19 protein-coding genes are annotated in these 19,150 nt (G+C 70.7%); 16 read left to right on the forward strand and 3 right to left on the reverse strand.

Features of this window, described 5'->3' with window-relative positions; genetic code table 11:
- The 4 genes from AC5LUJ_RS00115 to AC5LUJ_RS00130 form a co-directional block, all read left to right on the forward strand.
- On the forward strand, nt 1–417 hold a 417-nt coding region (locus AC5LUJ_RS00115; protein ID WP_493464287.1), incomplete at its 5' end, for an SDR family oxidoreductase.
- A 145-nt stretch (nt 418–562) separates the two neighbouring features.
- A complete protein-coding gene (locus tag AC5LUJ_RS00120; RefSeq protein WP_250280837.1) occupies nt 563–1,345 on the forward strand; it encodes an enoyl-CoA hydratase/isomerase family protein in 783 nt (260 codons plus the stop codon).
- A gap of 101 nt (nt 1,346–1,446) precedes the next feature.
- Entirely contained in the window at nt 1,447–2,010 is a 564-nt protein-coding gene (locus tag AC5LUJ_RS00125; RefSeq protein WP_250280836.1) for a helix-turn-helix domain-containing protein, read from the forward strand.
- Nucleotides 2,011–2,021: 11 nt separating this feature from the next.
- Nucleotides 2,022–3,734, forward strand: a complete 1,713-nt coding sequence (locus AC5LUJ_RS00130) for an enoyl-CoA hydratase/isomerase family protein (RefSeq protein ID WP_250280835.1) — start codon at nt 2,022–2,024, stop codon at nt 3,732–3,734.
- A gap of 242 nt (nt 3,735–3,976) precedes the next feature.
- Here the strand turns inward: AC5LUJ_RS00130 and AC5LUJ_RS00135 are convergent, their stop codons facing one another.
- Together AC5LUJ_RS00135 and AC5LUJ_RS00140 are read right to left on the reverse strand one after the other, a co-directional pair.
- Nucleotides 3,977–4,882 carry an SDR family oxidoreductase gene (locus AC5LUJ_RS00135; protein ID WP_250280834.1) on the reverse strand — a complete coding sequence of 302 codons (906 nt, stop codon included), beginning with the start codon at nt 4,880–4,882 and terminating at the stop codon, nt 3,977–3,979.
- Between the two features lie 250 nt (nt 4,883–5,132).
- On the reverse strand, nt 5,133–5,930 hold the full coding sequence (locus AC5LUJ_RS00140) for an enoyl-CoA hydratase-related protein (protein ID WP_250280833.1): 798 nt from the start codon (nt 5,928–5,930) through the stop codon (nt 5,133–5,135).
- Nucleotides 5,931–6,609: 679 nt separating this feature from the next.
- Between AC5LUJ_RS00140 and AC5LUJ_RS00145 the strand changes: the two genes are divergently transcribed.
- From AC5LUJ_RS00145 to AC5LUJ_RS00170, 6 genes are all read left to right on the forward strand, one after another.
- Nucleotides 6,610–7,935: a cytochrome P450 gene (locus AC5LUJ_RS00145; protein WP_250280831.1), complete on the forward strand. Its 1,326-nt coding sequence runs from the start codon at nt 6,610–6,612 to the stop codon at nt 7,933–7,935.
- Nucleotides 7,932–9,170 (forward strand): NAD(P)/FAD-dependent oxidoreductase, encoded by a 1,239-nt coding sequence (locus tag AC5LUJ_RS00150; RefSeq protein WP_250280830.1) that lies wholly within the window; start codon nt 7,932–7,934, stop codon nt 9,168–9,170. The genes AC5LUJ_RS00145 and AC5LUJ_RS00150 overlap by 4 nt, the downstream gene beginning before the upstream one ends.
- Nucleotides 9,171–9,271: 101 nt before the next feature.
- The gene (locus tag AC5LUJ_RS00155) at nt 9,272–9,592 is read left to right on the forward strand and encodes a 2Fe-2S iron-sulfur cluster-binding protein (RefSeq protein ID WP_250291012.1); all 321 of its coding nucleotides are present in this window, start codon (nt 9,272–9,274) and stop codon (nt 9,590–9,592) included.
- A 5-nt stretch (nt 9,593–9,597) separates the two neighbouring features.
- The gene (locus tag AC5LUJ_RS00160; protein ID WP_250280827.1) at nt 9,598–9,831 is read left to right on the forward strand and encodes a hypothetical protein; all 234 of its coding nucleotides are present in this window, start codon (nt 9,598–9,600) and stop codon (nt 9,829–9,831) included.
- 45 nt (nt 9,832–9,876) lie between these two features.
- Entirely contained in the window at nt 9,877–11,337 is a 1,461-nt protein-coding gene (locus tag AC5LUJ_RS00165) for an aldehyde dehydrogenase (RefSeq protein ID WP_250280826.1), read from the forward strand.
- 197 nt (nt 11,338–11,534) lie between these two features.
- Complete coding sequence (locus tag AC5LUJ_RS00170) at nt 11,535–11,972, forward strand: ester cyclase (RefSeq protein WP_250280825.1); 438 nt, start codon at nt 11,535–11,537, stop codon at nt 11,970–11,972.
- Nucleotides 11,973–12,155: 183 nt separating this feature from the next.
- Here the strand turns inward: AC5LUJ_RS00170 and AC5LUJ_RS00175 are convergent, their stop codons facing one another.
- Nucleotides 12,156–12,851 carry a FadR/GntR family transcriptional regulator gene (locus AC5LUJ_RS00175; RefSeq protein WP_250286859.1) on the reverse strand — a complete coding sequence of 232 codons (696 nt, stop codon included), beginning with the start codon at nt 12,849–12,851 and terminating at the stop codon, nt 12,156–12,158.
- A 448-nt stretch (nt 12,852–13,299) separates the two neighbouring features.
- Between AC5LUJ_RS00175 and AC5LUJ_RS00180 the strand changes: the two genes are divergently transcribed.
- Genes AC5LUJ_RS00180 through AC5LUJ_RS00205 form a run of 6 tightly spaced genes read left to right on the forward strand, consistent with a single transcriptional unit; the run spans nt 13,300 to nt 19,029 of the window.
- Nucleotides 13,300–14,376 carry an amidohydrolase family protein gene (locus tag AC5LUJ_RS00180; protein ID WP_250286861.1) on the forward strand — a complete coding sequence of 359 codons (1,077 nt, stop codon included), beginning with the start codon at nt 13,300–13,302 and terminating at the stop codon, nt 14,374–14,376.
- Between the two features lie 3 nt (nt 14,377–14,379).
- Nucleotides 14,380–15,456 (forward strand): DODA-type extradiol aromatic ring-opening family dioxygenase, encoded by a 1,077-nt coding sequence (locus AC5LUJ_RS00185; RefSeq protein WP_250286863.1) that lies wholly within the window; start codon nt 14,380–14,382, stop codon nt 15,454–15,456.
- Nucleotides 15,453–16,316 (forward strand): alpha/beta fold hydrolase, encoded by an 864-nt coding sequence (locus AC5LUJ_RS00190; RefSeq protein ID WP_250286865.1) that lies wholly within the window; start codon nt 15,453–15,455, stop codon nt 16,314–16,316. The genes AC5LUJ_RS00185 and AC5LUJ_RS00190 overlap by 4 nt, the downstream gene beginning before the upstream one ends.
- A gap of 57 nt (nt 16,317–16,373) precedes the next feature.
- A complete protein-coding gene (locus tag AC5LUJ_RS00195) occupies nt 16,374–17,684 on the forward strand; it encodes an aromatic ring-hydroxylating oxygenase subunit alpha (protein ID WP_250286867.1) in 1,311 nt (436 codons plus the stop codon).
- Nucleotides 17,681–18,250 carry an aromatic-ring-hydroxylating dioxygenase subunit beta gene (locus AC5LUJ_RS00200; RefSeq protein ID WP_250291027.1) on the forward strand — a complete coding sequence of 190 codons (570 nt, stop codon included), beginning with the start codon at nt 17,681–17,683 and terminating at the stop codon, nt 18,248–18,250. Before AC5LUJ_RS00195 ends, AC5LUJ_RS00200 begins: the two co-directional genes overlap by 4 nt.
- A complete protein-coding gene (locus tag AC5LUJ_RS00205; RefSeq protein WP_250283949.1) occupies nt 18,247–19,029 on the forward strand; it encodes an SDR family NAD(P)-dependent oxidoreductase in 783 nt (260 codons plus the stop codon). The genes AC5LUJ_RS00200 and AC5LUJ_RS00205 overlap by 4 nt, the downstream gene beginning before the upstream one ends.
- Nucleotides 19,030–19,150 lie beyond the last annotated feature (121 nt).

Raw genomic sequence — 19,150 nt, forward strand, 5'->3', positions numbered from 1 at the left:
GCGCTGCGGGTCACCAGGACCGTGGTGCCCGGCATGCTGGAGCGGGGCTGGGGGCGCGTCATCAACATCGGCTCCGACGCGGGCCGGGTCGGCTCCTCGCTCGAGGCGGTGTACTCCGGCGCCAAGGGCGGCATCATCGCCTTCACCAAGACGCTCGCCCGCGAGGTGGCCACCAAGGGCGTCACCGCGAACACCGTCTGCCCTGGCCCCACCGACACGCCCGCCCTGCGCAAGTTCGCCGACAACGCCGGCCAGGACGCCGAGAAGGTCATCGCCGGGATGACCCGGTCGGTGCCCCTGCGCCGCCTGGCGCAGCCGAGCGACGTGGCGGCGGCCGTCGCGTTCTTCGCCTCCGACGAGGCCGGCTACATCACCGGCCAGACGCTGTCGGTCAGCGGCGGGCTCACCATGGCCTGACCGGCCCGCCGGCCCGCCGGCCCGGCCGGGGACGTCCCACCCGGAAAGATATCCACCCGGAATGGCAGGCGGCGGCCGGCGCCCGTTCCACGGGCCGTGTTCGTGGCCACCGCGGATCCACAAGCTGTTGAATGAGGATGACACAATGCCCGACCCTGGTAGCACGGCCGTCAGATGGGATCGTGTGGCGGACGGCGTTCTGCGTGTGACGCTGGAGCGGCCGCCCGCGAACGCGCTCGGCAGGCCCATCATCGAGGGGCTGGCCGCCGCGCTGGACGAACTGGACGCGGCGGGCAACGTCATAACCGTCGTCACGTCCGCCATTCCGGGTTTCTTCGCCGCCGGCGCGGACATCAAGCACATGTCCGCGGTGGACGCCGAGTCCTTCCTGGCCTATGGTGACGAGCTGCGCGGCGTGCTCGACCGGCTCGCCGCGCCGGACCGCATCACGATCGCGGCCATTGACGGGCTGGCCCTCGGCGGCGGGCTTGAGCTCGCGATGGCGTGCACGCTGCGGGTCGCCGGGGCCGGGGCGCGCCTCGGCCTGCCCGAGGCCAGGCTCGGCCTGATCCCCGGCGCGGGCGGCACCCAGCGGCTGCCGCGGCTCGTCGGCCGTGGCCGGGCCCTCGACATCATGCTGACGGCCAGGCAGGTGCCCGCGCCGGAGGCCCACGCGATCGGCCTGGTCGACCGGCTCGTCGAGCAGGGGCAGGCCGAGCAGGAGGCGCTCAGGCTCGCCGCCGAGCTGCGCCGGCTGTCGCAGCCCGCCCTGCACGCCGTGGTCCGCACGGTCGACGCCGCGTTCGACCTGACGTTGCCGGCGGGCTTCGCCTACGAGGTCGCCCAGGAACAGGAGCTGTTCGAGTCGGGCGAGGCGAAAGAGGGGCTGGCGGCTTTCCTGGAGAAGCGTCCGCCGAAATTCGTCTGACACCCCGGCCCGGTCGGCCGGCCGGGCCCCCGCCGGGGCGGCCCGGTATCCGTGAACAGCGGTGGATGGATGTACTTCTCGGAGTTTGGCGGGATTTTTCCATGGCAGTGAACCGTTATACGCTGACCGACGAACAGAGATCAGATCTGATTATGCTGGTCCGCGGTCCGGTCGAGGAACGGGCGGTTGCCGACCGGGCGCGGATGGTGCTGTGGTGGGATGAAGGCATGCCGGCCCGCGCGATAGCCGCTCTGCTGCGAGTGTCGCCGCCCACCGTGTATCTGTGGCCGGCCCGTTTCGCCAGATTCGGGATCGAGGGGCTCTACGACGCGCCGCGGCCCGCGCCGCCGCCGGTTCATGACGGACGGGTGCGGGCAAGGATTCTCGCACTGGCCCGGCAGTCGCCGCCCGCGGAGACCGGGCTGCGGCGCTGGTCGAGCCGTGCGATGGCGCGGTACCTGCAGCGCTGTGAGGGAGTCGTGGTGTCACATACCTTCATCGCCGACCTCTGGCGGGAGAACAATCTTCAGCCGTACCGGACGGGGACCTTCGGGCCGCCGGCCGGCCCGGCCCCGCGGACACCGGACACCGCCACCGCCACCGCCACCGCCACCGTCGACCAGCTCCAGCGCTTATCACGTGGCGGGATGCACACGAACAGCTGAGGGGAAGAACTGTGGGGAGCATCGAGGAGGCCGCGTTCGAGACCATCCTGGTCGAACGCCCCTCGGACGGCATCATCGTCGCGACGCTGAACCGCCCGGAGCGGCTGAACGCGATGACGGTGCGCATGTTCGAGGAGCTCGAGGACCTGGCCCTGGCGGTGGACGGCGACCTCGACGCGCGCGTCCTGATCCTCACGGGCGCGGGGGACCGGGCCTTCTGCGCCGGCTACGACCTCGACGACGCCGAGGAGCTGTCGAGCCTGTCGCCCATGGGCATGCTCGTACGCCAGGAGCGCGCCGCCCGCGCGCTGGCGACGCTCCGGTCGGTCCGGATCCCGGTGATCGCGGCGCTCAACGGCACCGCCGCGGGCGGCGGGATGTCGCTCGCGCTCGTCGCCGACATCCGGCTGGCCACGCCGTCGGTGAGGTTCAACGCCGCCTTCGTACGCATCGGCCTGTCCGCCGGGGACATGGGCGCCTCCTGGCTGCTGCCGCGCATCGTCGGGCCCGCGCTCAGCGCCGACATCGCCTATACCGGGCGTTTCGTCGAGGCGCAGGAGGCCGAGCGGATCGGCCTGGTCAACAGGATCGTCCCGGCGCAGGCCCTGCTGGCCGAGGCCGTCGCCATGGCCGAGGTCATCCGCGCCAGCCCGGCTGGCGCCATCCAGCTGTCCAAACGGTCGCTGCAGGCCAACATGGAGGTGTCCTCGTACCCGGCCGCCCTGGAGCTGGAGAACCGTGGCCAGGTGGTGCTCACCAGGGACGAGGAGATCGGCTTCCCGGCGGCCCTCGACGCCCTCGGACGGGAGTACGCCGACGCGCAGGAGCACACCGGCGCTCCTGTTCCCGGGCTGGCCGTTGCCCGGCCGGTGACGAGAGATCGGACCAACAGTGGGGAAGGCGGTTTCATGCTCCAGTTCGAGCCACCGAAGTTGGAGACGCTGACGCTCGAGCCCCTGGCGGGCGGCAGCGTGCTGCTGACGGTCAACCGTCCCCACCGGATGAACTCGCTGACGGTCAAGATGTTCGAGGAGTTCAACACCGTCGCCCACGCCCTGCGGGACACCGACGCCAGGGCGCTGATCCTCACCGGGGCGGGCGGCCGCGCGTTCTGCGCGGGCTTCGACCTCGACGAGATCGGCGTCATCGCCACCATGGGCGTGCGTGAGTTCCTGCGTTTCCAGGAGATCGCGGCCGGGGGTTTCGCGGCGATCCGTGCCCTTCCCTTCCCCGTGGTCGCGGCCATCCACGGGGCGGCCTCGGGGGGCGGGCTGGCGCTCGCGCTCGCCGCGGACATCCGCCTGGTCGCGCCGACCGCCAAGTTCAACGCCCCGTTCGTCCGGCTCGGGCTGTCCATCGGGGACCTGGGCACCTCGTGGCAGCTCACCCGGCTGGTCGGGCCCGGGCGGGCGGCCGAGATCGCCTACACGGTGCGTACCGTCGAGGCCGAGGAGGCGGTCCGCATCGGGCTGGCGAACCGGCTCGTGCCGTCGGAGACGCTGCTTGAGGAGGCGTTCACGGTGGCGAAACAGATCGCCGGCAACTCGCCCGCCGGTATCCGCATGTCCAAGCGCGCGCTGCAGCACAACCAGGAGAACGCCTCCTTCGCGGCGGCGCTCGAGCTGGAGAACCGCGGCCAGGCGCTGCTGACGCGCGGTGAGGACATGACCGAGGCCCTGACGGCGTTCAAGGCACGCCGGCCGCCACGGTTCACCGGCAGGTAGGGGACGCGGGCCGGGGGACAGCAGGCCGGGCCAGGCGCCGGCAGCTGTCCCGGCCGGGCTGTCCCCCGGCTGCCCGAAAAACAGGGGAGTAGAAACGGGAAAGCAGCGACGAGAACCCGGAAAGACAGCGGAACGCCCCCGGATAATCGCCGTCCGGGGGCGTTCCTCCGGTTTCTGGGGAAAGTACCGTTTATGTGGGGGGACGGTGCCCCGAAGAAATGGGCGGAGCGGAGGGGATACCGTCAGACGTCGCGCTGGGCCTTGCTCTGCGCGCTCGCCAGCTGGCTGCGCTCGCGGATTTCGGACCAGTCCTGGTCGCTCAGGGTGGTCAGGCCCGCGAACGTCCCCGGGCCGGCCAGTTTCTGCCCCCCGTCCATCGCGATCGTCTCGCCGGTGAGGTAGTCGCAGGCGTCCGACAGGAGGAATATCACGAGGTTCGCCAGCTCCTCGACGGTGCCCACGCGGCGCATCGGGATCTGGTCGGCCTGGGTCGCCCCGACCGAGCTCCTGTCGGTGGGGTTGAGCATCTCCCAGGCGTAGTCCGTCGGGATGGGCCCGGGCGCGAGGGCGTTGAGGCGGATGCCGTAGCGGGCCCACTCGACCGCCAGCGACATGGTCATGGCGTGCACGGCGGCCTTGCCCATCGCGGAGGGGACCACGAACGCGGAGCCGGTCCAGATCCAGGTGGTGAGCATGGACAGCACCGCCCCTGGCAGCCCCTCGGCGATCCAGCGGCGGCCGGCGGCGTGGGTGGTGTTGAAGGAGCCGTTCATCACGGTCGAGCTGACGGCCTCGAAGGCGCGTGCGCTCAGGCTGGCGGTCGGCGCGATGAAGTTCGCCGCGGCGTTGTTGACGACGCTGGTCAACGGCCCGTACTGGGACCAGATCCCGTCGATGGCCGCGTCGACGAAATCCGCCTTGCGCACGTCGACCGTCTGCACGTGGACGCTGCCCGGCCGGGAGGCCGACGCCTGCGCGGCGGCATCCTCCAGGACGGCCTGCCGGCGCCCCCACAGATGGACCTCGGCGCCGTGCTGCACCAGGTGGGCCGCCACCCCCCGGCCGAGGCCGGTCCCACCGCCGGTGATGAGAACCCGTTTTCCCAGCAGCACGTCTGGCGAGTAGATGGACTTCGAGCTGTCAGCCATGGGTGGTCCCTTGTCGGCTCTGGTGGCCCTGCGCAGCCCCGGGGAGCTCTGATGGTCTCCCCGGGGGGCTCTGTCGGCGTTGGCGGTGCTGCCCGGTCACGCACCCGCGGTCACAGCGGGCCGGAAGCCGCTCCCGCGGCACCGCGGTGCTGTCTGTCTCGTGCGCGGTGCCGCGGACGGGCCTTCGGCTGCCCGGTACTTCGGCTGCTCCGGTACTCCAGTTGCTCCGGTATTTTAGTTGCCCGTTACTTCAGTTGCCCCGGTACACGGAGAAGTCCGGCGGGCGCTTCTCGTTGAAGGCGGTGATGCCTTCCTTGGCCTCGGGGGACTCACCGAACAGCTTGAGGCTGGAGTACGCCAGCTGCCCGATTCCCGCGAAGTGCTCGGTGTCGGTGTTCAGCGACTGCTTGAGCACCTTGAGCGAGGTGGGCGACAGCAGGAGGATCTCATCCGCCCAGGCGCGGACCTCCGCCCGCAGCTGGGCGGCCGGGACCACCTTGTTGACCAGGCCCCAGTCCGCGGCCTGCTGGGCGCTGTACTGGCGGCAGAGGAACCAGATCTCGCGGGCTCGCTTCTCACCGATCACGCGGGCGAGGTAGCCGGTGCCGAAACCGGCGTCGAACGAGCCGACCCGCGGGCCGTTCTGGCCGAAACGGGCGGTCTCGGACGCGATGCTGAGGTCGCACAACAGGTGCAGGACGTGGCCGCCGCCGATGGCGAAACCGTTCACCGCCGCGATGACGGGCTTGGGCACGTCACGGATGACCCGGTGCAGGGCGTCCACCTCGAACAGGCCGCTGTCCGACGGGCCGTAGTCGCCGGTCTCCAGGCGCTGTTTCTGGTCACCGCCGGTGCAGAAGGCTTTCTCGCCGGCGCCGGTGAGAGCGATGACGCCGACCTCGTCGCTGGCCCAGGCGCGCTTGAAGCTTTTGATCAGCTCGTCGACGGTGCGGGCCCGGAACGAATTGTAACGCTCCGGCCGATTGATGGTGATCCAGGCCAGGCCGTTTTCGACCTTGTACGTCACGTCAGTGAACTGGTCGTCCATTGAACCGATGACCCTCTTCGATCAGGAAGCGAGCAGGGGTGCTGCTCGTCAGGGAGTAGATGACATGATCTTCCTGGCTGCCCGCCCGGAAAACGCCGGCCCGCCGGAGGGCAAATGTACTGGTACGAACGGCCTTTTTCAAGGCGCTGTCGGGCCTGGCAATTGAACACCACTGACGGGAGACAGGAATTACCTCCAAAGGGGGACCGGAGCCATGGCTCAGGTGGGTGCCGCCCTCGCCAGGAGTGATCAGCCGCTGTCGGACGGGTCCGGCAGCGGGCCGGCCGGCCGGGTCGCCGGGGCCTCGTCGCACCGTCCGCGCACGCCGTCCGGTGGGGGTGGGGCTCTTTCGGTTCCGTCGGGTCGGCGGGGCTTCCTCCCGCGTCGCGGGGTTCTCCGTCATGGACGGATGGCCCCGCGACCGGGCAGTTGGTAACGCAGGGAAATTTTTCGATCACTATATGTTCCTAAGGTGGTACCTCAGGTATCCGCAAGGGGTACGAGGATTTCCCCTATGGGTGATGCAGGACACAGTTTGGCCGCCTACCGTTGACCCGACCGGGCGCCAGTGTCGTCGCCTGCGGTTCGCCTCTGGGCGGCGTCGACAGGGAAGGGGGGTTGTCGATCATCTTCCCACCTTCGGTGGATCTGGATTAAAGATCATGTATGAGGAGAGCTCATGGTCGCGGTCGCACCTGTGAACACCCGTCCGATACCGGACGAGATTGCCTGTCAGGTCGTCTTACCCGAGGGGCATATCGACGAGGACAGGCTGTTCGCCGCCTACCAGTGGCTGCGTGAGAACAATCCGCTCGGTCAGGTCAGGGTGGCGGGCTACGATCCGGTCTGGCTGGTCGCCAGGCATGCCGACATCATGGAGATCGAGCGGCAGCCGGACATCTTCACCAGCGGTGGCGGTGTCCAGCCGGGCTCTCACAACCCGATTCTGCAGAACCAGGCCGGTGACGAGTTCACCAAGAACCTCACCGGTGGCAGCCTGCGCATTCTCGACGCGCTCCCCTACCTTGACCCGCCGGAGCACACCGCGGTCAAGGACGTCGCGGTCGAATGGTTCCGCCCCGCGAACCTGAAGAAGTGGGAGGACACCATCCGCGAGCTCGCCCGGGAGGTCATCGCCAGGTTCCTGCACCCCGGCGAGAACAATATCGACTTCGTCAGGGAGTTCGCGCTCTTCTACCCGCTGCACGTCATCATGACCCTTTTCGGCGTGCCCGAGGAGGACGAGCCGAGGATGATGGCGCTCAGCCAGGAGTTCTTTGGCACGGAGGACCCCGAGGCGCGCCGGGAGGATGTCGAGGCGCTCACTCCGGAGGCGGCCGCGCAGCAGTGGTCCGCGGCGATCAGGGACTTCTACGCCTACTTCGACGTGCTGGTGGAGGACCGGCGGAAGAACCCGAAGGACGACCTCGCCACGATCATCGCGCTCGCGAAGGGGGAGGACGGCGAGTACTATCCGAAGGGGTTCGCCTACGGCTGGTTCATCGCGATCGCCACCGCCGGTCACGACACGACGTCGAGCACGCTCTCGGGAGCGCTTGAGCAGCTCGCGCTGCATCCCGACCAGCTCAAGAGGGTCCAGGATGATCTTTCGCTCGTCCCGCACCTGCTCAACGAGGCGCTGCGCTGGGCGTCCCCGGTCAAGCAGTTCACCCGGCAGGCCACCGAGGATTACACGCTGAACGGAAGCGAGATCAAGAAGGGTGACCGGCTGATGCTGCTGTACCAGTCGGCCAACCGCGACGCCGAGGTGTTCGACGATCCCGACACATTCCGGATCGACCGCCGGCCGAACAAGCACATCGCCTTCGGCTACGGCCCGCACATGTGCATCGGCCAGCACGTGGCCAAGCTCGAGCTGAGGATCATACTCGAGGAGCTGCTGCCGCGTATCGGGAAGATCGAGCTGACCGGCGAGCGCAAGGTCGTCCAGACGAACTTCGTCGGCGGGCTGAAGAAACTGCCGGTACGTCTGGAGCTGCGGTGACCCAGCGGCGGGTTTCCCCCGACAGCCGCCGGGTGGTGGTCGTCGGGGGAGGTCATGCGGGCGGCACGCTGGTAGGGCTGCTGCGGCAGGCCGGCTTCACCGGTGAGATCGTGCTGTTCGGCCAGGAGACGGACCTGCCGTACCACCGTCCGCCCCTGTCCAAGAAGTTCATCGACGGCGATCTCGAGCACTGGCTGCGCCCGCCGGAGTTCTACCCGGAGCAGGACATCTCCGTCCGGCTGGGCGAGTCGGTCGAGTCGGTCGACCCCGTGGCGCGCCGCGTGTACACGAGCGGCGCGCAGACCGTCGACTACGACGTGCTCGTCCTCGCCACCGGGGCCGAGCCCCGGCGGCTGCCGGCGCCCGGGGCCGATCTCGCCGGTGTTCTCACCCTGCGCACCCTCGCCGACGCCCGTGTCCTGCGCAAGGCCGTCATCAGCGGCGGCCCGATCGCGATCATCGGTGGTGGGTACGTCGGCCTGGAGGTCGCGGCGGTGGCGCGGGCGGGCGGCGTCGAGGTGACGGTCATCGAACGCGAGGAGCGGGTGCTCGCGCGGGTGGCGAGCAGCCGGCTGTCGGAGATCCTGGCGGCGTACCACCGGGAGCGCGACACCACGATCCTCACCGGGGCGCAGGTCGTCGGCCTGTCCGGCGAGGACGGCCGGGTCCAGGGCGTGCTTCTCGGCGACGGGACGCGGATAGCCTGCGACATCGCCCTCGTGGGCATCGGCGCGGTCCCGCGCGACGAGCTCGCAGTGGCGGCCGGCCTGGCCTGCGAGCAGGGGATCCTGGTCGACGGCCAGGCGCGCACCAGCGATCCGGCGATCTTCGCGATCGGGGACGTCACCCGCCGGCCGCTGCCGGGCGTCGACGGGCTGCAGCGGCTGGAGAGCATCCCCAGCGCGGTGGAGCAGGCCAAGCAGGCCACGGCCGCGATCGTCGGCGCGCAGCCCGTCCACCCGGAGGTGCCCTGGTTCTGGTCCGACCAGTTCGACCTGAAGCTCAAGATAGCCGGGATCGTCTCCGCGCCGCCCGGTACCGTCCTGCGCGGTGACCCGGCATCGGGGCGCTTCGCCCTGTTCCACCACACGGACGGCAGGATCACGGCGGTGGAGTCCGCGAACTCGCCGGGCGACTTCATGGCCGGCAAGAAGCTCATCGCCGGCGGTGAGCGGGTCGACCCGGTACGGCTGGCCGACCCCGCCGTACCACTCCGCGGCGCCGTGATCACATGAACCGTCACCGTATGAACCGTCACCACATGAAAAACAAAGCTGTTGTTATGTCAGGTCGTCATCAAGCCATATGAAACAACCGGATGAGCACGGAGCGCGCGATGCCCATAATCACCTACGTTCTGCCCGACGGCACCGAACACGCGGTCGACGTCCCGCCTGGGCAGACCGTGATGGATGGTTCGGTTCGCAACAACCTGCCGGGGATCGTCGCCGAGTGCGGCGGTAGCTGCTCGTGCGCGACGTGCCACGTCTACGTCGGCCCGGAGTCGCAGGCGTTCTTCGACGAGATGACCGACGAGGAGCGCGAGCTGCTGGAGTTCGCCGACGGCACGCGGGAGGACTCCCGGCTGTCCTGCCAGCTCGTCATCACCAGCGAATGCAAGGGCGTCCGGGTGACGGTGTCGGCCGACAACGGCTGATCCGGATGCCTCCGGGCACGCTCCGGCCGGCATGCCCAGGTGCCGGGCTGGCCATCACCGCGGTCGTGGCGGGCGGCAGCGGACCGGACAGCTTCAGCCCCGAGCCGCTCGCGCCGCACCGGGCCGGGAAGCTCCCCGCCGGCAAACTGATCACCACGGTGCCGTCCACGCAGATCAACGAAGCCGCGGCACCGCGGCACCGTGGCGAGGCGGTGAAGATTGTTCTTGTCCACGAGTGAGCGTGGCGGCCCGCGCAGGATTCCGTCCTCGTAAGGAGAATGCCAATGACGACGACGATCGACTACGACCAGTTCTACATCGACGGCGCCTGGCAGGCGCCGGCCGCGAACGGCAGCATCCCCGTGCACTCGGCCAGCACCGAGGAGCGGGTGGGCAGCGTCCCGGAGGGGACCGAACGCGACATCGACCTGGCGGTGGCGGCGGCGCGCCGCGCCTTCGACGACCCGGACGGGTGGTCCCGGTGGTCGCCGGCGCGCCGCGCGGAGGTGCTGGAGCGGTTCGCGGCCGCGCTGGAGGCACGCGGCGCGGAGACCGCGCGCCGGGTCAGCGTCCAGAACGGGATGCCGATCTGGTTAGCCAACCAGTTCGAGGCGGGCTTCCCGCCGTTGCTGCTGCGCTACTACAGCGGCCTGGTCGCGCAGACCGGGCTGGAGGAGATACGCCCCGGCATGCTGGGCGGCCGCTCCCTGGTCATCCGCGAGCCCGTCGGCGTGGTCGGCGCCGTGGTCCCGTGGAACGTGCCGCAGGCGATCTCCTTCCTGAAGATCGCGCCAGCGCTGGCCAGCGGCTCCACCGTTGTGATCAAGCCCGCGCCGGAGACCGTGCTGGACGCCTTCCTCGTGGGTGAGGCCGCGCTGGAGGCCGGGCTGCCCGCCGGCGTGCTCAACATCGTCCCCGGTGGCCGCGAGGTCGGCGCCCACCTCGTCTCCCACCCCGGGGTCGACAAGGTCTCCTTCACCGGGTCCACCGCCGCCGGGCGCGCGATCGCCGAGACCTGCGGCCGGCTGCTGCGGCCGGTGACCCTTGAGCTGGGCGGCAAGTCGGCCGCGATCGTGCTCGACGACGCCGACCTGGCGGCCAACATCCAGAGCTTCTTCGCCTCGACCCTGCTCAACAACGGCCAGATCTGCTGGCTCGGCACGCGCGTCCTCGCCCCCCGGCGCCGGTACCAGGAGGTGGTCGACACCATCACCGGGCTCGTCAGCTCGCTGGCGGTGGGGGACCCGCTCGACCCGGCGACCCAGCTGGGCCCGCTGGTGTCGTCCCGGCAGCGGGAGCGGGTGGAGTCCTACATCGCCAAGGGCGAGAGCGAAGGGGCCCGGCTGACCACCGGCGGCAGGCGGCCCAAGGACCTCGACAAGGGATGGTATGTCGAGCCCACGGTCTTCGCGGACGTGGACAACAAGCAGACCATCGCCCAGGAGGAGATCTTCGGGCCGGTGCTGGCGGTGATCCCGTACTCCACCGAGGAGGAGGCCGTCGCCATCGCGAACGACAGCGACTACGGCCTCGGCGGATCCGTGTGGACGGCCGACCCGGAGCGCGGCACGGCGCTCGCCCGGAAGGTCCAGAGCGGCACGATCGGGATCAACGCCTACGTCAACGACCCCACCGCGCCGTTCGGCGGGATCAAGGCGAGCGGGATCGGCCGCGAACTCGGCCCGGAGGGGCTGCACGCCTTCCAGGTCCTCAAGACGATCTATCTCGACGCGTCCAGCGGCTGATCCCGAGCGCCATGTGACGGGTACGCGCGGACGGGCGTCCCGGCCGGCCGGGGCACCGGCCGCCCACCGGGCCCGTCCGGCAGCCACGGCGCGCAGGTTCCCCGTCGCGCGGGCCGGTCACCGCCGGCCCGCGCGACGGGAGTACCGCTGGTACGGGTGGACGGCGGTGATGCCATGACCATCAACGAGGAGAGATCATGGGAGTTTCGATACGCGAGTCCCTGAGCACATATCCGGAGCGTTACTTCGCCGCCTGGAACGGGCGGGACCTGGACGTCGTCGCGGGCCTGCTGGCAAGCCGTTTCCGGTGGGCCGACCCGTCGCTGCCGGCCGACATCACCGATCTCGAGGGTGCGCGCGGGTTCTTCCAGGCGGCCTGGCAGGGCTTTCCCGACCTGCGTCTCGAGCCGGTGGGCGACCCCCTCGTCGACGAGATCACCGGTCGTGTCGCGCAGGAGTGGCGCATGACCGGAACCCACACCGGTGAGGGCTTCCCGCCCGGGGTGCCGGCCACCGGGCGGGCGTTCGACCTGGCGGGCGCCGATGTCTTCACCGTCGGCCCCGAAGGCCGCGCGGCCGCCATCCACGCCTACTGGGACGTCACGACGCTGGCCCGCCAGCTCGGGCTCGCCTAGAACACGAAAGCCGGGACAGGTCCGGTACAGGGGAGACGGGGAACGGGCCGGGCCACGGCGATCGCCACGTCGGCGGCCACGAGCCACCCGGCTCCCCGGTGGCCGGCCGCGCCGTGGGCGTCAGCGATGCCGTGGGCGCCCGCGGCGCGGCCGCCGGCCGGCCGCGGCCGCCCGCCCGCCTGGTCAGGCGATGCGGACCATGTCGTGGCTGTGCAGCGCGAGGATCTTCTCCAGCGCGACCGTGTCCTGCTCCCGGATCGCGGCGACGAGGTTGCTGTGCACCTCCAGGTTGTGGTGCCGCAGCTCCTCGCTGCCCTCCACGTACGTCGCCTTCGTGAGCGTGGCGCTGAGGATCGACACGATCGTCTGGTAGAGGCCGACCAGGACCTCGATCCGGGACGCCCGGGCGATGGCCAGGTGCAGGCGCATGTTCGCGGCCAGATAGGCGTGCGGGTCGTCCATTGCCGCCTGCATGTCATGCAGGGCCCATTCCATCGCCCGCACGTCCTCGGGGGAGGCGCGTTGCAGCGCCACCGGCGGGAAGAGCGAGTCCAGGTAGGCGCGTGCCTCGAAGAGATGCTCGGGGTCCACGGTCAGCCCCTGGTGCCACAGGTCGACTCCGCCGAGGCGGACCTGGGGCGGTGGGTTGGCCACGAACACCCCGCCGTTGGGCCCGGGCCTGACCGTGATCAGATCACGTTCGCGCAGGATGCCCAGGGCCTCGTTCATCACCGAGGGGCTGACCTCGAAACTGCTGATCAGTTCGGTGCGCAGCCCGAGCCGGCTGCCGGCGGGCAGCCGCTCGGCGAGAATCCTGGCCTCGATCTCCGCCGCGACCTGCTGCGCGCGAGAACTTCGAGGCGTCGCGTCAGCTGGCATCGTCCGCGCTCCTTACCGGTCCACATCCTACTGGCCCGCGCCCTACTGGCCCGCGCCCGTACGCCGGCCGCCGGCGCCGCGCCGGCCGGCCGTGGCCCGCCCAGAGGCCGGGCGAATAACCGATCATCATCGAATCCTGTAACAAGATTATGGTGCCTCCTGTCAGCGGACTCCACCGATGGTAGCCGCCTATGAGGGGACGGTCAGAGTTTGCCTATATGATCTTCATATATATGCTTGAAACATGTATGCAGAATAGTTATGGTTGCGACCAGTCGGATGGCAGACCTTGGCGGTCCCGGAGAAGGACTGGTGCCAATTGATCATCTATCGGCCGGCCCCCGAGCGGACGTTCGTGAACGTGCCGTCCTCGCCCGTCGACGACGCCTGCGGCGGGTAGCGCCGTGGCGGGCGAGGCAGCGGCAGCGGGAGAACAGCAGGAGAAGCGGTGACCGGCGGCGCGCCGGCCGGCGCGGGGCTGCCCGGCGCGGGGCTGGTCGACGTGCACACGCACGCCATCGCGCCGTGGCTGCCCGATCTCGCCGGGCGCGACGGCTGGCGAGGCTGGCCCTGCGTCCAGCGGCTCGGTGACACCCGGGCGCGCATCCTCGTCGGCGGGCGGCCGTACCGTGACGTCGACGACCGCTGCTGGTCGGCGCGGCGCCGCCTGGCCGACATGGACGCCGAGGGCGTCGCGGTGCAGGTGCTCTCCCCGATTCCGATCACTTTCTGTCATGACGCCCCGGCCGCCGGTGCCGCGGTCCTCGCGCGGTCGCAGAACGACTTCCTCGCCTCGCTGGTCGCCGAGCGTCCCGAGCGGTTCCGCGCCCTGGGCGCGGTGCCGTTGCAGGACCCCGACGTGGCCGTCGCCGAGCTGCGCCGGTGCGTGCGGGAGCTGGGCTTCCTCGGCGTCGAGATCGGCACCCGGGTCGGCCAGGACGAGCTGGGCGACCCCCGGTTCGACCCGTTCTTCGCCGCCGCCGGGGAGCTCGGCGCCCTGGTGCTGGTGCACCCCGCCGACTCGGTGCTGGATCCGCGGCTGGCCAGGCTCGGGGTGGGCTTCGGCGCCGGCATGCCGTCCGAGACCGGGATCGCGATCGCCGGCCTGCTGGCCGGCGGCGCGCTGGCCCGCCGGCCGGGGCTGCGGCTGTGCCTGGCGCACGGCGGCGGCTGCCTGCCGTGGCTGCTGCCCCGGCTCGACCGGGGCCGGCTCATCAGCGACCCGGCGCTACCAGCGGACCAGTTACCGAGCGCGCTGGCCCGTTCGCTCTACAGCGACTCGCTGACCTATGACGTGGACAGCCTGCTGCTGGCGGTGGCGCGTTTCGGTGCCGAGCACGTCCTGCTCGGCACCGACTATCCCTTCGCGGCACGGGAGAGCCCGGCGGGCGCGGTGCTCGCCGGGCCGCACGAGCGGCTGACCGCCGGCCTGCGGGCCGCCATCGGCCGGCGCAACGCGCTCGGGCTCATCGGCCTGGACAGACGGCTCGTGCCAACGGGCCGTCCGGGCGAACCAGAGGAGTGAGACATGGCGGAGTTTCTCGGGCTCGGGCTGACCCATTACCCGTTACTCGCCGGCACCGACGAGCACATGGCCGGGCTGCTGCGCTGGACGCTGCAGGATCCCGACATCCCCGCGGCGGAGAAGGATCCGGCGTCCTGGCCGGAGCCGATGCGCCGGGAGTGGGCTGACGACCAGGGAGTCGCGGCCGCCGCCGGGCACCGCCGCGAGCTGCGCGCGGGCCTGGCCCGCTGCCGGGCCGCGCTCGACGCCTTCCAGCCGGACCTGCTCGTGGTGTGGGGCGACGACCAGTACGAGAACTTCCGGGAGGAGGTGATACCGCCCTTCTGCGTGCTGGCCTACGACGACACCGAGGTGCACCCGTTCGCGCTGATGAACGAGCGGGGCAGCCCGAACGCCTGGGGCCGGCCGGACGACATGACGTTCACCCTGCGCTCCGACGCCGCCGCGGCCCGGGCGCTCACCGACGACCTGCTCCAGGACGGTTTCGACGTCGCGTACTCCTACCGGAAGCGGGCCGGCGCGCACTTCCCCCACGCGATCGTCAACACCCAGCTGTTCCTGGACTACGACCACGCCGGCACCGAGTTCCCCTACCGGCTGCTGCCGATCACGGTGAACTGCTACGGCCAGCACGCGATCGCCCGCCGGGGCGCGCTGGCCCGGTTCGCCGAGATCCGGGACGAACGGCTGGACCCGGCCGGCCCGTCCCCGGCGCGCTGCTTCGAGCTCGGCCGGGCGGTGGCCCGCGCGCTGCGCGCCGGCGACAAGCGGGTCGCCCTGGTGGCCTCGTCCAGCTGGTCGCACGCGTTCCTCACCGACGCCTCCTGGCACCTGCGCCCCGACACCGCGGCCGACCTGCGGCTGTACGAGGCGTTCGTGCGGGGCGACTACGCGGCGTGGAGCAGCGTCACCGGCGCGCAGATCGTGCGGGCCGGGCAGCACGAGATGCTCAACTGGTTCTGCCTGGCCGGCGCCATGGACGAGCTCGGCATGCCGCTGAGCTGGTCCACCTTCGTGGTCACCGACGTCTTCAACTCCAACAAGTGTTTCGCGATCTTCGAGGGAAAGGCCGGTCTGTGAGCACAACGACGGTCACCGATGAGGTCACCGACGAGGCCGCCGGGCGGACGGTCGACGCCGGCGGCATCCCGACGCACTACCACGACCTCGGCTCCGGGGACCCGGTGCTGCTGCTGCACGGATCCGGGCCCGGGGTCTCGGCGTGGGCGAACTGGCGCCTGACGATCCCCGTGCTGGCCCAGCGGTTCCGGGTGATCGCCCCCGACATCGTCGGGTTCGGCCACACCGGACGGCCCGCCGACATCCACTACTCGCTGGCCACCTGGATCGACCACACCTGGGCGCTGCTGGACGCGCTCGAGCTCGAGCGGGTGTCGGTGGTCGGCAACTCGCTGGGCGGGCGGATCGCGCTGGGGATGGCCTCGCAGCACCCCGAACGGCTGGACCGGATGGTGCTGATGGGTGTCCCCGGCGTGGGGATGACGCCCACCGAGGGCCTGCGCGCGCTGCGGGAGTACGAGCCGTCGCTGGAGAACATGCGCCGGCTGCTGCTCGACTGCTTTGCGGTCGACCCGGCCATCATCACCGACGACCTGGTGCGCATCCGGCACGAGGCCAGCGTCGCACCGGGCGCCTTCGAGGCCTACCGCGACATGTTCTTCAGCCCCCGCCACGCCGGCAGCCAGCTCGCCATCGAGGCGGACGAGGTCGTCACCATCACCACCCCGACGCTGCTGGTGCACGGGCGGGAGGACAAGGTCGTCCCGGTCGAGGTCGCCTGGAACATGGCCCGCCTGCTGCCCGACGCCGACCTGGCGGTCTTCGCCCGCTGTGGGCACTGGACGCAGATCGAGCGTCCCGACGACTTCTCCGAGATCGTGCGCCATTTCCTGGCGCGCCCGTCCGCCACCCGTTCATGATCTTTTCGCGGAGATGATCCCGTGACTTCCCTGTCGAGAACATCAGAATTACCGAGAGTGTCGACGGCGCTGCTCGACGCGGCGCCCGCTACCGACAGCCGGTTCCCGCTGGTCGACGAGGACACCGGCCGGCACCGGTTCCGCGTCCACCGCTCGACGATGACCTCGCCGGAGGTGTTCCGCGCGGAGCTGGACCGGGTGTTCAGCCACTCGTGGCTCTACGTCGGCCACGAGTCCGAGGTGTCCAGGCCGGGCGACTACGTCCGCCGGCCGGTCGGCGGCCGGCCGGTGTTCATGGTCCGCGGGGCGAAGAGCGGCCGGATAAACGTCTTCCACAACACCTGCACCCACCGGGGCGCGGTGGTCTGCCGGCAGCCGGCCGGCAACGCCAAGGCGTTCTCGTGCTTCTACCACGCCTGGACCTTCGACTCCGAGGGACACCTGATGGGGATCCCCGACCGGGACGCGTACGGCGGGGAGCTCGATCTGGCCGCGCTGTCCCTCAGGCCGGTGGCCCGGGTGGAAAGCTACCGGGGGTTCGTGTTCGCCAGCTTCGACCCGGAGATCCAGGACCTGGTCAGCTACCTTGCCGGCGCGGTCGAGTACCTGGACCTGGTGATCGACTCCGCCGACGGGGAAATGGAGATCATCAAGGGGACCAACGAGTACTGCATCGAGGCGAACTGGAAGCTGCTCGCCGAGAACAGCATCGACGGCTACCACGCCGTCTCCACCCATGACACCTACTTCAAGTACCTGCTGGCGCTGGGCACCGACCTCGCCGGCGGGGTGGACGGCACCTCCTACGACCTGGGCAACGGGCACGCCGTCCTGGAGTACCGGGCACCCTGGGGGCGGCCGATCGCCAAGTGGGAGCCGCTGTTCGGCGAGGACTCCCGGGAGGAGATCGCCCGCATGCGCGCCGACCTGGTCTCCCGGCACGGCGAGGCACGCGGCAGCCGGATGGCCGACACCAACCGCAACCTGCTGATCTATCCGAACCTGGTCGTCAACGACATCATGGCGGTCACGGTGCGTACCTTCATGCCGCTGGCGCCCAACCGGATGGACGTCACCGCCTGGGAACTCGCGCCCCGCGACGAGCTCGCCCAGCTGCGCCAGCGCCGGCTCGACAGCTTCCTGACCTTCCTCGGCCCGGCCGGCTTCGCCACCCCGGACGACCTGGAGGCGCTGGAGTCCTGCCAGCAGGGGTTCAGCAGCGGCGGCGTGGAGTGGAACGACATCTCCCGCGGGATGGCCCGCACCCCCGCGGCCAACGACGAGGCGCAGATGCGCGCCTTCTGGCGGCGCTGGAGCCAGCAGATGGGCACGGCCGGCTACGGCGGCGGAGCGGGAGCGTCCCGATGACCACGACCACAGGTGCCCCGGCCGCCCCGGCCGTCCAGCCGGCCCCGATCATCCGGCTGTCCCAGCCCGACGTGGTCCTCGGCCTGGACGCGCTCGGCCGGTCGCAGGTCGAGGACTTCCTCTGCCTGGAGGCCGAGCTGCTCGACGCCTGGGATCTCGACACCTGGCTCACGCTGTTCGCGCCCGAGGCGTCCTACGTCGTCCCGTGCAACGACAGCCCGGACGGCGACCCCGCCCGGGACCTCGTCCTCGTCGACGACAACGCGCTGCGCCTGCGGCTGCGGGTGGAGCGTCTCAACAGCCGCCGGGCGCACCGCGAGTACCCGCACTCGCGCACGAACCACCAGTTCAGCAACGTCGTGGTGGGTGTGCGGGAGGGCGACGAGCTGCCGGTCGTGGCGTCCTTCACGGTGTGGCGGTTCCGCAACGGCAAGGCGTCGTACTACGTGGGGAAGTACCACTACCGGTTCGTCGCGATCGACGGGCGGCTGCGGATCCGGTCCAAGCGCGTGGTCCTGGACATGACCACCCTGCGCCCGGCCGGCGATCTTGCGATCATCCTGTGACCACCCCGCTGCGGGGCCGCACGGCGGTGGTCACCGGCGGGGCGACCGGGATCGGGCTGGGGATCACCCGCCGGCTGCTCGCCGACGGGGCCCGCGTGCTGGTCGCCGCCCTGCACCCCGAGGAGCTCAAGCGCGCCTACGGCGAGCTGGGTGACCACCGCACCGGTGTGGACCTGGCCGGGCACGTCGCGGACCTGTCCCGGCCGGGCGCGGGCGAGGACCTGCTACGGGCGGCGGTCGACGCCTTCGGTGGCGTCGACATCCTGGTCAACAACGCCGGCGGCGGGGTGATCAGGCCGACGCTGGAGCACACCGAGCAGACCCTGCGGGCGACGATCGAGAACAACCTGTGGACGGTGCTGCGCTGCACGCTGGCGGTGCTGCCGCACATGGCCGCCCGAGGGTACGGCCGGATCGTCAGCATCGGCGCCGAGTCGGTGCGCAACGGGCTGGTGGACCATGCCGTGTACAACGCCGCCAAGGGCGGGGTGCACGCCCTGACCACCGGCCTGGCGCGTGAGTTCGCCACCGCCGGGATCACCGTCAACGTCGTCGCCCCGTCCTACGTGCGCACCCCGGAGCTTGACGCGGGCCTGCGCGCGGGCACGCTGCCGGACCGGCTGCTGCACGTCATCGACCGCGCCGTCGAGCTGATCCCGCTGCACCGGCCCGGCAGCGTGGAGGACGTCGCCGCGGCCGTGGCCTACCTGGCCCGGGAGGACGCGGGGTTCGTCACCGGCCAGGTCCTCAGCGTCAACGGTGGCAGCAGCATGGGCTGACCGCGGCCGCTCCGGCGGCCAGGAAGCTCCGGACAGGAAGATCTTCAGGACGGGAAGCTTCAGCACCTCGGGAGTACGTGTCACCATGACGAGCTCATCCACATCCACCAGCGCTGTGCCC

The organism is Protofrankia sp. CiP1_Cm_nod3 (assembly GCF_982290655.1).

Excerpts from the sequence above, each read along its gene's own strand:
- AC5LUJ_RS00160 (WP_250280827.1), top strand. The coding sequence starts at position 9,598 with ATGCCTCCGGGCACGCTCCGGCCGGCATGCCCAGGTGCCGGGCTGGCC.
- AC5LUJ_RS00125 (WP_250280836.1), top strand. The coding sequence starts at position 1,447 with ATGGCAGTGAACCGTTATACGCTGACCGACGAACAGAGATCAGATCTG.
- AC5LUJ_RS00175 (WP_250286859.1), bottom strand. The coding sequence starts at position 12,851 with ATGCCAGCTGACGCGACGCCTCGAAGTTCTCGCGCGCAGCAGGTCGCG.
- AC5LUJ_RS00185 (WP_250286863.1), top strand. The coding sequence starts at position 14,380 with ATGGCGGAGTTTCTCGGGCTCGGGCTGACCCATTACCCGTTACTCGCC.
- AC5LUJ_RS00120 (WP_250280837.1), top strand. The coding sequence starts at position 563 with ATGCCCGACCCTGGTAGCACGGCCGTCAGATGGGATCGTGTGGCGGAC.
- AC5LUJ_RS00155 (WP_250291012.1), top strand. The coding sequence starts at position 9,272 with ATGCCCATAATCACCTACGTTCTGCCCGACGGCACCGAACACGCGGTC.
- AC5LUJ_RS00140 (WP_250280833.1), bottom strand. The coding sequence starts at position 5,930 with ATGGACGACCAGTTCACTGACGTGACGTACAAGGTCGAAAACGGCCTG.
- AC5LUJ_RS00145 (WP_250280831.1), top strand. The coding sequence starts at position 6,610 with ATGGTCGCGGTCGCACCTGTGAACACCCGTCCGATACCGGACGAGATT.
- AC5LUJ_RS00170 (WP_250280825.1), top strand. The coding sequence starts at position 11,535 with ATGGGAGTTTCGATACGCGAGTCCCTGAGCACATATCCGGAGCGTTAC.
- AC5LUJ_RS00165 (WP_250280826.1), top strand. The coding sequence starts at position 9,877 with ATGACGACGACGATCGACTACGACCAGTTCTACATCGACGGCGCCTGG.
- AC5LUJ_RS00135 (WP_250280834.1), bottom strand. The coding sequence starts at position 4,882 with ATGGCTGACAGCTCGAAGTCCATCTACTCGCCAGACGTGCTGCTGGGA.
- AC5LUJ_RS00200 (WP_250291027.1), top strand. The coding sequence starts at position 17,681 with ATGACCACGACCACAGGTGCCCCGGCCGCCCCGGCCGTCCAGCCGGCC.